A 12941-nucleotide genomic window follows, 5' to 3' on the forward strand; every position below is an offset into this window, starting at 1 on the left:
CCCCGGTCCCGGTCACCCCGGTCCCCCACACCCCGGTGATCAACAGCAGTATTTGGTCGCCAGAGCGACCGATACCTGCTGTTGATCACGGGGGGTTGCGGTGCGTTCACGGCTGGGCGATCCGGGTGTAGGAGTCCGGGCGGCGATCCCGGTAGAACTGCCAGTCGTCGCGCATCTGCTGCACCATGTCGAGATCGAGGTCGCGCACGAGCAGCTCCTCCTTCTCCGCCGAGGCCCGCTCGCCGACGAAGTTGCCGCGTGGGTCGATCACCTGGCTGGTGCCGTAGAAGTCGACGGCGTCGTCGCCGTATTCGTTGTCCTCCCGGCCGACCCGGTTGGGCTGCAGCACGAAATATCCGTTGGCCACCGCGGCGCACGGACCCTCGACCTCCCACAGCCGATTCGACAGACCCGGCTTGGTGGCGTTGGGGTTGAAGACGATGTGCGCGCCGGCGAGCCCGAGCTCGCGCCAGCCCTCCGGGAAGTGCCGGTCGTAACAGATGTACGTGCCGACCTTGCCGACGGCGGTGTCGAACACCGGGTAGCCCAGATTGCCGGGCCGGAAGTAGAACTTCTCCCAGAACTTGTCCAGATGCGGCAGATGGTGCTTGCGGTACTTGCCGAGGACCGTGCCGTCGGCGTCGACGACGACCGCGGTGTTGTAGTAGACGCCGGTCTGGTCCTCCTCGTAGATCGGCAGCACCATCACCTGGCCGAGTTCTTTCGCGAGGGCGGCGAAGCGCGTCACGATCGGGCCGTCCGCGGGCTCGGCGAACCGGTAGTACTTCTGGTCCTGGGTGATGCCGAAGTACGGACCATAGAACAGCTCCTGGAAGCACATGACCTGCGCGCCCAGCTCGGCGGCGTCGCGAGCGAACTGTTCGTGACGGTCGAGCATCGACTCCTTGTCGCCGGTCCAGGTGGTCTGCGAGATCGCGGCCTTTATCGTCGTCATCTCTCAGGCTCCGCCCGTGTAGGTGTCGGCCACGTCGAGCGCCTCGTCGAGGATCGCGAGTCCCTCGCGGGCCTCGTGCTCGGTGGTGGTGCACGGCGGCACGACGTGCAGCCGGTTGAAATGCGTCATGGGCCACATCCCACGCTGCTTGCACGCCGTCGCGAGCTCGACCACTGGCTTGGCGTCCGCGCCGGATGCGTTGTACGGCACCAGTTGCTCGCGGGTGTTGCGGTCCTTCACGAGTTCGACGGCCCAGAAGACGCCGAGCCCGCGCACCTCGCCGACCGACGGATGCCGCTCGGCGATCTTGGCGAGCTCCGGACCGATGACGTCGGTGCCGAGACGCCGCGCGTTCTCGACGATGCCCTCGTCCTTGAAGATGTTGATCGACGCTACGGCGCTCGCGCAGGCGAGCGGGTGTCCCGAGTAGGTCAGACCGCCGGGGTAGACGCGCTGGTCGAACGTCTCGGCGATGGCGTCGTTGATGATCACGCCGCCGAGCGGGAGGTACCCGGAGTTGACACCCTTCGCGAAGGTGATGAGGTCGGGCACGACGTCCCAGTGCTGGACGGCGAACCACTCCCCGCAGCGCCCGAAGCCGGCCATGACCTCGTCGCTGATCAGGACGATGCCGTAGGTGTCGCAGAGCTCTCGCACACCGGCGAGGTAACCGTCCGGCGGCACCAGGATGCCGTTCGTGCCGACCACCGGCTCCAGGATGATCGCCGCCACGGTCTGCGCGCCCTCGACCATCAGCACATCGCGCAGGTGCGCCAGCGCACGCTCACACTCCTGCTCCGGCGACGACGAGTGGAACGCCGACCGGTACGGATACGGCCCCCAGAAATGCACGACGCCCGGGGTGATGTACGGCTCCGTCCCCCAGCGGCGCGGATCGCCGGTGAGACCGATGGCACCGTGCGTGCCGCCGTGATAGCTGCGGTAGGTGGCCAGGACCTTCGGCCGGCCGGTGTGCAACCGCGCCATGCGGATCGCGTTCTCGTTGGCTTCCGCGCCGGCGTTGGTGAAGAACACCTTGTTCAACCCGTTGCCGCCGGCACCGCCGCCCGCGACCTCGCTGATCAACCGCGCCGCCTCGCTGCGCGCGTCGTTGGCGAACGCCGGCTGGATGGTCGTCATCCGCGCCGCGTACTCCTGGATCGCCGCGACGAGCCTCGGGTGCTGATAGCCGATGTTGACGTTGACGAGCTGGCTGGAGAAGTCGAGGTAGCGCTTCCCGTCGTAGTCGGTGAAGTACGAGCCCTCCGCCGACGCGATGGGCAGCGCAGAGATCTGCCCCTGCGCCGACCACGAGTGAAAGACGTGCGCCTTGTCCAGCGCGGCGACGGTGTCCTTATCGGCCGGGATGCCGGCCAGCGGATCGGTCATCGGGTCCTCGGGAAGCCGAGGTCGACAGCGGACGTCGCGGGATCGGGCCAGCGCGAGGTCACGACCTTGCCGCGCGTGTAGAAGTTGATGCCTTCCGGTCCGTACATGTGCGTGTCGCCGAACAACGAGTCCTTCCATCCGCCGAACGAGTAGTACGCCACCGGCACGGGGATCGGCACGTTGATGCCGACCATGCCGACCTGGACGTCGAACTGGAACTGCCGCGCGACGCCGCCGTCGCGCGTGAAAATGGCGGTGCCGTTCGCGAACTGGTTCGAGTTGATCAGCTCGAGCGCGTCGTCGTACGTCTGCGCGCGTACCACCGACAGCACCGGTCCGAAGATCTCGTCGGTGTACACACTCATGTCACGGGTGACGTTGTCCAGCAGCGTGGTGCCGAGGAAGAAGCCGTCGCTCGGCACGTCGCCGGCGCGGCCGTCGACGACCACGGTCGCGCCCGACTCGGCCCCGGCCGCTATGTAACCCGCCACCTTGTCGCGGTGCTCTTCCGTGATGAGCGGACCCATCTCGGAATCGGGATCCGCACCGTCGCCGATGCGCAGCTTGGGCAACCGTGCGGCGATCGCGTCGACGAGCCGGTCGCCGGCGTCGCCCACGGCCACTGCGACCGAGATCGACATGCACCGCTCACCGGCCGCGCCGTACGCCGCGGAGACCGCGGCATCGGCGGCGAGGTCGATGTCGGCGTCGGGCAGCACCATCATGTGGTTCTTCGCGCCGCCCAGCGCTTGCACCCGCTTGCCGTTCGCCGTGCCGGTCTCGTAGATGTAGCGCGCGATCGGTGTCGAGCCGACGAAGCTGACGGCCTCGACATCCGGATGGGTGAGCAGCGCATCGACCGCGTCCTTGTCGCCCTGCACGACGTTGAACACGCCGTCGGGTAACCCCGCTTCCTGCCACTTGCGCGCCAGCCACAGCGACGCCGACGGGTCCTTCTCGCTCGGCTTCAGGACGAACGCGTTGCCGCAGGCGATGGCGTTCGCGGCCATCCACAACGGCACCATCGCCGGGAAATTGAATGGCGTGATGCCGGCGACGACGCCCAGCGGCTGCCGGATCGAGTAGACGTCCACGCCGGTGCCGGCCTGCTCGCTGAAACCGCCCTTGAGCAGCTGCGGCACGCCGGCCGCGAACTCGACGTTCTCGAGACCGCGAGCGATCTCGCCGTGGGCGTCGGAGAGCACCTTGCCGTGCTCAGATGTGATGATCTTGGCGAGCTCGTCGGCGTTCGCATGCAGCAGCTCGCGGAAGGCGAAGACGACCGCCGACCTGCGCGACAGCGAAGCCGACCGCCACTCACGCGCGGCCTCCTTCGCGGCGGCGACAGCAGTCGCGACCTCGGCCGTCGTCGCGAGGTAGCACTCCGCGGAAACGAGTCCGGTGGCGGGGTTGTAGACGGGGCTGGTGCGGCCCGAGGTGCCCTCGACCGGTGCGCCGTCGATCCAGTGGGTGATGCGGGTGACCATCAACCCACGCTATCCGCGGACGCAACGATCGGTAACCCCTGGCCCGCCGGCTCTGGCCGCCCGCACATCCGTGGATCGCGCCGTTGATGCGCAGGTAACGCCGACGACACACCTGCAGTGCCACGATCCCCCACGTCCGTTCGCCGACGAGCCGCAGGAGGCACCGTGTCGATGTTCACCTGGACCCTGGTGCACGGCGGGCGCACCCCGCCGCCCGGCGAGGTCGTGCGTCCGGACGAGCGGTTGTCCGCGCCGCGCATGGTCGGCCTGGGCGCGCAGCATGTCGTGGCGATGTTCGGCGCGACGTTCGTCTTCCCGGCGATCATGGGGCTCTCGCCGAACCTCGCGGTGCTGATGTCCGGCATCGCGACGATCCTGTTCCTGTTGATCGTCAAGAACCGGGTGCCCAGCTATGTCGGCACGTCTGCGTCGTTCGTCGCAGCGGTGGCCGCGATCCGCGCGCAGGGCGGCGATTCCGCGGACGTCACCGGCGCGATCCTCATCGCCGGGCTCATCCTGGCCGCGGTCGGCGTCATCGTTCATTTCGCCGGCGCGCACCTGGTGCGTGCGGTGCTGCCGCCCGTCGTGACTGGCGCGGTCGTGATGCTCATCGGCTTCAACCTCGCGACGGTGGCGACCACGACCTACTTCCCGAGCGAGCAGTGGATCGGGTTGCTGACGGCGTTGTTCGTCATCCTCGTCTCGGTGGTGCTGCGCGGCTTCGTGTCGCGCATCGCGATCTTCCTGGCGCTGGTGTTCGGCTACGTGTTGTGCTGGATCGCGGACTTCGTCAACAAGGTGCCGCAGTGCGACACGGCCGGGAAGAACTGCCACGCCGTCAACCGCATCGACTGGTCCGGCGTGCGCTCCGCGCACTGGATCGGCGTGCCGAAGTCGATGTCCAGCCCGACGTTCGGCCATCTTGCCGGGCCGCACCTGCCGACGTTCAACGCCACGTTCATCCTGCTCGTGATCCCCTCGGTGATCGCGTTGCTCGCGGAGAACTCCGGGCACGTCAAGGCGGTGTCCGAGATGACCGGACAGAACCTGGACCCCTACCTGGGCCGCGCGTTCATCGGTGACGGTGTCGGCACCGCCGTGGCGAGCTTCGTCGGCGGGTCGCCCACCACGACGTACGCGGAGAACATCGGCGTCATGGCGGCCACCCGCATCTACTCCACGTTGGCGTACTACATAGCCGCCGCGGTGGCGATCCTGTTCGGCTTCTGCCCGAAATTCGGCGCGTTGGTCGCCGCCACGCCGGGCGGCGTGCTCGGCGGCATCACGCTGGTCCTTTACGGCATGGTCGGGATGCTGGGCGCGAAGATCTGGATCGAGAACCGGGTCGACTTCGCCGATCCCGCCAACCTCGTGCCGGTCGCCGCCGGCATCATCGCGGGCATCGGGAACCTGGCGATCAAGTTCACGAGCGACTTCTCGATCACCGGCATCGCCGCCGGCACCTTGATCGTCCTGATCGGTTACCACCTGTGTCGCTGGCTGACGCCCGGAATGCGCGGCCGGCCCGAGACCGACCGGATGCACACGGGCCCGCCGGACGGCGTGGCGCAGCAACGGCAGCACGGGCGCGCCGAGCAGACCGTGAGCGCTGCGCCGGCGGCCGCCGACGCTCCGGGCGGGCCGGCCGCGGAACCCCGGGACGGCCGTCCGCTGCGCGACTGATCCAGGCGTCAGACGAGGTCGACGACGGGCCCGCGCGCGCGGATCTGCGCCACGAGATCGGCGTCGGCCTCGGTGTCGGTGATCACCCTGTCCACCTGATCGAGACCGGCGAACACCGTCGGCCCGCGGCGGCCCAGCTTGCTTGAGTCCGCGAGCACGATCAGCGTGTCGGCGTGGCTCAGGATGCCGCGATGGTGTCCGACGGTCGCGATCTTCGCGCCCGTGATGCCCACCTCGACGTCGATGCCGTAGGCGCCGCCGACGACCGCGTCGACGTGCAGACCGGCCATCGCCGCCTCGGCGAGCGCGCCGACCAGTGCCATCTGCGTGCGGTGCAACATGCCGCCGAGCACGACCACCGACACGTCGGCTGCGTGCTTGAGCTCGTTGGCGATCTCCAGGCCGTTGGTGACGACGGTCAGCCGGCGGGTGGTCAGGTGCGACACCATCGCCGCAGTGGTGCTCCCGGCCAGCACCATGATCGTGGCGTCGTCCTCGACGAACTGCGCGGCGCGCCACCCGATGCGGCGCTTGGCGTCGCCGCGGGCCGGGTCGGCGGATTCGTCGCCGGCCACCGCAACGCCCGCGAAGACGTCCGCGCCGATACCGGCACCCACTAGTGCACCGCCCCGGGTGCGGGTCAGCAGGCCGGCCCGCTCGAGGTGCTCGAGGTCGCGGCGCACGGTCCACGGGCTGACGCCGAACTGCGCAGCCAGCTCCTCGATGCGCGCGCTGCCGCGTCGTCGGACGTGGTCGAGCACGCCGCGCTGCCGGTCGGGAACGAGCATGTCAGCAGTCGTCGGCCGTGCGGCCACTGCTGGTCATGACACCACTCCGATGCGTCCGGTTCCGACAAGGGTAGCCCGTGTGCTCATTTTCGCTCGATATTGCACATCTGTGCTCGCATGTGCTCGAATTGGGACAGCTCGAAAGGACGGGCGGACAGGCAGCACGCAGCACGGAAAGGACCCGTCCGATGCCAGCTCTACTGATCGGTTCCATCAGCGCCCTCGTCGACACCTCGGAGATCCAGCGCGGCTCGTTCAACGAGGCCTTCGCGCAGCACGGCCTCGACTGGAACTGGGAGCGCGACGACTACCGCAACCTGCTGACCAGCAACGGCGGCAAGCAGCGCATCGCCGACTTCGCGAAGGAGCAGAACGAGGACGTCGACGCCGACGCCGTGCACGCCACGAAGTCCTCGATCTTCCAGAAGCATTTGGCCAACGCCGGGATCAAGACGCGCCCGGGGATCATCGACGCGATCCGCGCGGCGAAGGGTCGCGGCTGGGAGGTCGGCCTCGTCACCACCACGGCCGACGACAACATCACGGCCCTGCTCGACGGTCTCGACGAGCTCTCGCGCGACGACTTCGACGTGGTCACCGACGTGACGAGCGTGCAGGAGTCCAAGCCGGCCGGCGCGGTCTACGAGTACGCGGTGGAACAGCTCGGCGAGCAAGCCGGTGAGTGCGTCGCCATCGAGGACAACGTGGGCGGCGTCCGGGCCGCCACCGCTGCGGGCATCCCGGTCGTCGCCTTCCCGAACGAGAACACGGCCGGACACGACTTCGGCTCGACGCCGGTGACGCATCACGTCGACTTCGACGAGCTCGCGTCGATGGCGGCGGGCCACTGAGCGTGGTTAGCCACCCCGAGATGATGCCGACCACAGACCTGCAGGCGACGTTGACCATCGACGACGCCGCATTCCACGTCGCGGCGTACGAGCGCATCGACTACTCGTTGCAGATCGTCGACGGCGTGTTCGCCGCGCGTAACACGCAGCTCGCCGACAGCTACCGGCCGTGGGGACGTTGCCTCGCCGTCGTCGACGACACTGTGTTGCGCGAATACGGCGACGCGATGCGGGCGTACTTCGCACACCACGACATCGCGCTCACGGTCGTCGGCGTGACTATCCGCGAGCAGGACAAGTCGCTGCGCACGGCAGAGCGGCTCGTCGACGCCTTCGGCGAGTTCGGGCTCGTGCGCAAGGAGCCGGTGCTGGTCGTCGGCGGTGGGTTGATCACCGACGTCACCGGCTTTGCGTGCTCGATGTTCCGCCGCGCGACGAACTACATCCGGGTCCCGACCACGTTGATCGGCCTGATCGACGCGAGCGTCGCGATCAAGGTCGCGGTCAACCACGGCAAGGCGAAGAACCGGCTCGGGGCGTTCCACGCCTCGCAGCAGGTACTGCTCGACTTCTCCTTCCTGCGCACGCTGCCCGAGGCACAGGTGCGTAACGGCATGGCCGAGCTCGTCAAGATCTCGACGGTCGGCAACCGGGAGATCTTCGAGCTGCTGGAGAAGTACGGCGAGGACCTGCTGCACACCCGGTTCGGGTACTTGGACGGCACGCCGGAGCTCCGCGAGATCGGCGCTCGCGTCAGCTATGCCGCGGTGCGCACGATGCTCGAACTCGAGACGCCGAACCTGCACGAGCTCGAGCTCGACCGGGTGATCGCCTTCGGGCACACCTGGAGCCCGACGCTCGAACTCACGCCGGACGTGCCGTTCTTCCACGGGCATGCGATCGCCATCGACATGGCGTTGTCGACGACGGTCGCCGCGTTGCGCGGTTACATCCCGGAGAGCGAGCGCGACCGCATCTTCTGGATGTTCAGCAAGCTCGGGCTGTCCCTGGACAGCCCGCACCTGACGCCGGAGGTCTTGCGCAAAGGCACCGAGTCGATCGTGCAGACCCGCGACGGGTTATTGCGCGCGGCGGTTCCCCGCCCGATCGGGACCTGCCACTTCGTCAACGATCTGAGCACGGCGGAGCTCGCGGCAGCGCTGGCCACCCACCGCGAGCTGTGTGCGCGGTATCCCGGCGCGGGTGCGGGCATGCAGGTCTTCGTCGACTCGGACGGCGCGGAGGGCGCCGCCGCGTGAGCGCAACGACCGACGCCCCGAGCGTGACGCCCCCCGGGGCGGCACGGGCGGTGACACCGGTCGGGGTCCTCGCCGCGCGGCTCGCGGATCTCGTGGCCCGCTGCCCTGCCGCGGCGGACGCCGAGTTCGCCGACGACCTGCGGGCGACGTACGAGTTGGCGGTCGGCGTCGAGCCGTATGCGGCGCAGTGCACGACGCCCGAGTCCGCCGCGCTGCGCGAACTCGCCGAGGCCACCGCAACGCACGACTGGGCCGGGCACGATCCGCACGCCGGCCGGGCGCCGCTCGAACAGGAGATGCTCTCCGGCCACGTCGAAGGACAATTGCTCAAGACGCTGGTGCACGCGACGCGCAGCCGGCGGGTGCTCGACATCGGGATGTTCACCGGGTATTCGGCGCTCGCGGTGGCCGAGGCGCTGCCGCCGGGCGGGCGGGTCGTGAGCTGCGAGGTGGACGTCGAGGTCGCGCAGTTCGCCCGGCACCACCTGTACCGCTCCGAGGCAGGCCGCAAGATCGACGTGCGCGTCGGCCCGGCCGACGACACCCTGCACGACCTCGCGCGCACTGGTGACGTGTTCGACCTCGTCTTCCTCGACGCCGACAAGGGCGGTTACCTCGCCTACGTCGACGCCGTGCTGCGCTACGGGCTGCTCGCCCGGCACGGTCTGCTGTGTGTCGACAACACGCTGATGCAGGGCCTGCCGTGGACCGACGCCACGTCCACGCCGAACGCCGCGGCGATCGCGGCGTTCAACCGGGAGATCGCCGATGATCCGCGGGTCGAGCAGGTGCTGCTGTCGGTCCGCGACGGCGTGACGCTCATCCGGTTCGCGCAGCGATGAGCACCGGCCTGCGACACGTCACCCTCGAACCCGTGGGCGTCGCCATCGACGGCATCGCGCTGACGGATGTCAGCCCGCGCTCGACCGACACGCTGCGCCGGCTGCTTGCCGAGCACGGCGTGCTGATCATGCGTGATCAGCACATCGACGACGACGAGTTCCTTGCGCTGCTGCGTGCCTTCGGCAAGCCGGTGTTCACCGCCGGTGAGACACCGGTACCCGGCCACCCCGATCTGAACGTGATCACCAACGTCGGCCGGACGACGCCGCCGCGCAGCGTTTTCCACGTGGACACCAGCTACGTCAGCCACCCCCCGGCGTACACCGCGCTGCGAGCGGTGCGCATCCCCGCCCACGGCGGCCAGACCCTGTTCACCAACCAGTACCGCGCCGCCCAGACGTTGCCCGATGACGTGCGCGCCCGGTTGCAGGGGCGCAGCATCCGGCACGTCGTCACCGGCGTCGAACCGGGCGACGCCCAGGAGCACGAGGCGTGGCACCCGGCGCTGCGCCCGCACTCGATCACCGGCCGCGAGTCGCTGTACCTGTCGACGCCGCAACGATGCGTCGAGGTCAGCGGCCTGAGCGCGGCCGAGTCGCGCGAGCTGATCCAGTTGCTGTACACGCACTCGACCCGGCCGGCGAACACGCTGCGCCACACGTGGCGCGCGGGCGACGTCGTCATGTGGGACAACGGCTGCGTGTTGCATCGCGCCGACCATGACGGCGTGGTCGGCGACCGCGTCATGCACCGCGGCATGGTGCTCGCGCCGTGACCGCGCGCCCCCGCCTGCACCGCACGGCGAGAACACTCGGCGCGCTCGCGCTGCTGCAGCTGGCAGCGCCCGCGAACGCCGCCCTGACCGGCACCGTCCTGCTTGCCGGCCGGCTCACCCGCGATCCCCCACCCCGGGAGCCGGCCAGGCGCAGGACGGTGCTGCTGAGCGGCGGCAAGATGACCAAGTCGCTGCAGCTGGCCCGCGCGTTCCATCGCGCCGGGCACCGGGTCGTGCTCGTCGAGTCGGCCGCGTACCGGCTGACCGGGCACCGCTTCTCCCGGTGCGTCGACGCCTTCCACGTGGTGCCCAAGCCGCAGGACCCGGCGTACGCGCAGGCGCTGCTCGACGTCGTACGCCGCGAGAACGTGGACGTGTACGTGCCGGTGTGCAGCCCGGCTGCGAGCTACTACGACGCGCTGGCCAAGCCGTTGCTCGAACCGCACTGCGAGGTGCTGCACGCCGACGCGGACGTGATCGCGGCACTCGACGACAAATACCGGTTCACCGAGCTGGCGAGATCGTTCGGGCTGCCGACGCCGGACGCGCATCGCATCGAGTCGCCGACCCAGCTCGAGCGCTTCGACTTCGCCGCCGCGCAGCCGCCGTACGTGCTCAAGAGCATCCCGTACGACCCGGTCAACCGGCTCGACCTGACTCCGCTGCCCCGGCCCACCCCGCAGCAGACGACGGCGTTCGCGCGCAGCAAGACGATCTCGCGTGACACCCCGTGGATCATGCAGTCGCTGGTGCGCGGCCAGGAGTACTGCACGCACGGCACGGCCCGCGACGGCCGGCTGCAGGTCTACGCGTGCTGCCCGTCATCGGCGTTCCAGGTCAACTACGAGATGGTCGAGCACCCCGGCATCGAGTCCTGGGTGCGCACCTTCATCGAGCGGCTGGGCGTCAGCGGCCAGTTCAGCTTCGACTTCATCGAGACCGCCGACGGCACGGCACTGCCCATCGAGTGCAACCCGCGCACGCACTCGGCCATCACGATGTTCTACGACCAGACCGACGCGCTCGCCCGCGCCTACCTCGACGACGGCGTCGACACGCTCACGCCGACGCAGCGCAGTCGACCCACGTACTGGCTCTACCACGAGCTGTGGCGGATGATCTCGCGACCGAGCACGGCGCGGCAGCGGGCAGCGGTGCTCGCCCGCGGCAAGGACGCGATCTTCGACCTGCACGACCCGCTGCCGTTCTTCGTCGTGCACCACGTGCAGATCCCCGCGCTGCTGCTGCGCAACCTGGTGCGCGGCAAGGACTGGATCCGCATCGACTTCAACATCGGCAAGCTCGTCGAACCGGCGGGGGACTGAGTGCTGCGAGTGCTGCACCTCGTCGGTTCGGCGGTCGACGAGCACTATGCCGATCTCTCCCGGCTCTACGCTCGGGGCTGCCTCGACGCCAACGCCGACCCACACCGCTACGAGTTCCACGTCGCGCACGTGCGCCCGGACGGCTGCTGGCAGTTCCCCGCCGACCTGCGGGCCGAGTCCCTCACCGGCGCGTCGCCGCTCACGACCGCGCAGGCGATCGAGCACATCAGTGAGCTACAGCCGGACGTCGTCGTGCCGCAGATGTTCTGCCGACCGGGCATGACGGCCTACCGCGCGCTGTTCGACGTGCTGGGCATCCCCTACGTCGGCAACCGCGCCGAGGTGATGGCGCTGGGCGCGGACAAGGCGAAGGCCAAGGCGGTCGTCGCCGCCGCCGGCGTCGACGTGGCGGTGGGTGAGGTCGTGCGCCCCGGCGGGCAGGTGCACCTCGCGCCCCCGGCCGTCGTCAAGCCGGTCGACGCGGACAACTCCGCCGGCGTCACGCTCGTCAACACGTTCGACGAGTACCCGGCGGCCATGGCCGAGGCCTTCGAGCACAGCACGGCCGCGCTGGTCGAGCGCTTCGTGCCGCTCGGGCGCGAAGTGCGCTGCGCGACGATCGTGCGGCACGGCGAGCTGCAGTGCCTGCCACTGGAGGAGTACCGCGTCGACCCGGTGCACAAGCCGGTGCGCGACGCGGCGGACAAGCTGCGCCGCACCTCGGACGGCGAGCTGGAACTCGTCGCGAAGGATTCGGCGCACGCATGGATCGTCGATGTCGCCGATCCGCTCACCGAGCGCGTCCACGACGCTGCGCGCCGGTGCCATATCGCGTTGGGCTGTCGGCACTACGGGCTGTTCGACTTCCGCATCGACCCGGCCGGCACGCCGTACTTCCTCGAGGCGGGCCTGTACAACTCGTTCGCGCCGAGCAGCGTCATCGCCGTGATGGCGGCAGCTGCCGGCATCGGCGTGCGCGACCTGTTCGCCGACGCGATCGATCAGGCCCTGGACGATGCGCGTGAGCGGCGTCAGGAGATCGGCTAGCCGAGCAGCGACGCGCAGGTGCTGACGGCCGTGACGGCCAGGCACGAGGCGACGGCGACGACGAGGTGACGGGCCCGCCGCGAGGAGCCGTCGACACACATCAGCGCGATGCCGGCGACGAGGTTGGCCAGGACAAGGACCCCGCTGGCCAACCATGTGCCGGCCACGCTGTCGCAGTCGGACGACGAGCCCGCGTCGGTGCACATCGCGAGTAGGGGGTAGCTGGCGAGCAAGCCGAGACCGGCCAGCGAACTGAGCAGGATCTGTACGCACCCCGCGGCGCGTAGAGCGATGGTCGATGCCGAAGATTGTGAACGCGCAGGACGGTCGTTCATCGAGGTGGTCATGGTTCCACCGTGGCCGCACTCGTGGCGACGCGCATGAGTACCGCTACTTCGTTGCCGGGCACCATGAGACGCGTGATCGGCGATCGGTGGGGCGTCACGGCGGCCGACGTCGCACACCGCTACCCGTGCGACGACGTTGTGCCGCAACCGACCCTGCAGGCCTGGCGGGGGGTGACGGTTGCGGCACAACGT

12 protein-coding genes are annotated in these 12941 nt (G+C 69.3%); 7 read left to right on the forward strand and 5 right to left on the reverse strand.

Annotated elements, in window-relative coordinates:
* Positions 1–106: 106 nt before the first annotated feature.
* Genes ACFFCN_RS17095 through ACFFCN_RS17105 form a run of 3 tightly spaced genes read right to left on the reverse strand, consistent with a single transcriptional unit; the run spans position 107 to position 3831 of the window.
* Entirely contained in the window at positions 107–955 is an 849-nt protein-coding gene (locus tag ACFFCN_RS17095; protein ID WP_375493598.1) for a nitrilase-related carbon-nitrogen hydrolase, read from the reverse strand.
* Between the two features lie 3 nt (positions 956–958).
* On the reverse strand, positions 959–2344 hold the full coding sequence (locus ACFFCN_RS17100; RefSeq protein WP_375493600.1) for an aspartate aminotransferase family protein: 1386 nt from the start codon (positions 2342–2344) through the stop codon (positions 959–961).
* A complete protein-coding gene (locus ACFFCN_RS17105) occupies positions 2341–3831 on the reverse strand; it encodes a CoA-acylating methylmalonate-semialdehyde dehydrogenase (RefSeq protein ID WP_375493602.1) in 1491 nt (496 codons plus the stop codon). Before ACFFCN_RS17105 ends, ACFFCN_RS17100 begins: the two co-directional genes overlap by 4 nt.
* 171 nt (positions 3832–4002) lie before the next feature.
* On the opposite strand from ACFFCN_RS17105, the gene ACFFCN_RS17110 reads away from it, so the two are divergent.
* Positions 4003–5514 (forward strand): uracil-xanthine permease family protein, encoded by a 1512-nt coding sequence (locus ACFFCN_RS17110; RefSeq protein ID WP_375493619.1) that lies wholly within the window; start codon positions 4003–4005, stop codon positions 5512–5514.
* Positions 5515–5522: 8 nt separating this feature from the next.
* Here the strand turns inward: ACFFCN_RS17110 and ACFFCN_RS17115 are convergent, their stop codons facing one another.
* On the reverse strand, positions 5523–6302 hold the full coding sequence (locus ACFFCN_RS17115) for a DeoR/GlpR family DNA-binding transcription regulator (RefSeq protein WP_375493604.1): 780 nt from the start codon (positions 6300–6302) through the stop codon (positions 5523–5525).
* Positions 6303–6490: 188 nt separating this feature from the next.
* Here ACFFCN_RS17115 and ACFFCN_RS17120 point away from each other — a divergent pair, with 188 nt between their 5' ends.
* From ACFFCN_RS17120 to ACFFCN_RS17145, 6 genes are read left to right on the forward strand one after another with little or no spacing between them, the layout of a single operon-like run.
* Complete coding sequence (locus tag ACFFCN_RS17120) at positions 6491–7153, forward strand: HAD family hydrolase (RefSeq protein ID WP_375493606.1); 663 nt, start codon at positions 6491–6493, stop codon at positions 7151–7153.
* A 20-nt stretch (positions 7154–7173) separates the two neighbouring features.
* Positions 7174–8412, forward strand: coding sequence for a sedoheptulose 7-phosphate cyclase (locus ACFFCN_RS17125; RefSeq protein ID WP_375493608.1), 1239 nt, complete (start codon positions 7174–7176; stop codon positions 8410–8412).
* The gene (locus ACFFCN_RS17130; RefSeq protein ID WP_375493610.1) at positions 8409–9254 is read left to right on the forward strand and encodes an O-methyltransferase; all 846 of its coding nucleotides are present in this window, start codon (positions 8409–8411) and stop codon (positions 9252–9254) included. The genes ACFFCN_RS17125 and ACFFCN_RS17130 overlap by 4 nt, the downstream gene beginning before the upstream one ends.
* A 32-nt stretch (positions 9255–9286) precedes the next feature.
* The gene (locus ACFFCN_RS17135) at positions 9287–10030 is read left to right on the forward strand and encodes a TauD/TfdA dioxygenase family protein (RefSeq protein WP_375493612.1); all 744 of its coding nucleotides are present in this window, start codon (positions 9287–9289) and stop codon (positions 10028–10030) included.
* Positions 10027–11355, forward strand: a complete 1329-nt coding sequence (locus ACFFCN_RS17140; protein ID WP_375493614.1) for an ATP-grasp enzyme — start codon at positions 10027–10029, stop codon at positions 11353–11355. Before ACFFCN_RS17135 ends, ACFFCN_RS17140 begins: the two co-directional genes overlap by 4 nt.
* Positions 11356–11364: 9 nt before the next feature.
* A complete protein-coding gene (locus ACFFCN_RS17145) occupies positions 11365–12402 on the forward strand; it encodes a D-alanine--D-alanine ligase (protein WP_375493616.1) in 1038 nt (345 codons plus the stop codon).
* Here the strand turns inward: ACFFCN_RS17145 and ACFFCN_RS17150 are convergent.
* Positions 12399–12749: a hypothetical protein gene (locus ACFFCN_RS17150; RefSeq protein WP_375493618.1), complete on the reverse strand. Its 351-nt coding sequence runs from the start codon at positions 12747–12749 to the stop codon at positions 12399–12401. The genes ACFFCN_RS17145 and ACFFCN_RS17150 overlap by 4 nt on opposite strands.
* Positions 12750–12941: the final 192 nt, after the last annotated feature.

This window comes from uncultured Jatrophihabitans sp. (assembly GCF_964246335.1).
Classification (GTDB): Bacteria; Actinomycetota; Actinomycetes; order Mycobacteriales; family Jatrophihabitantaceae; genus Jatrophihabitans.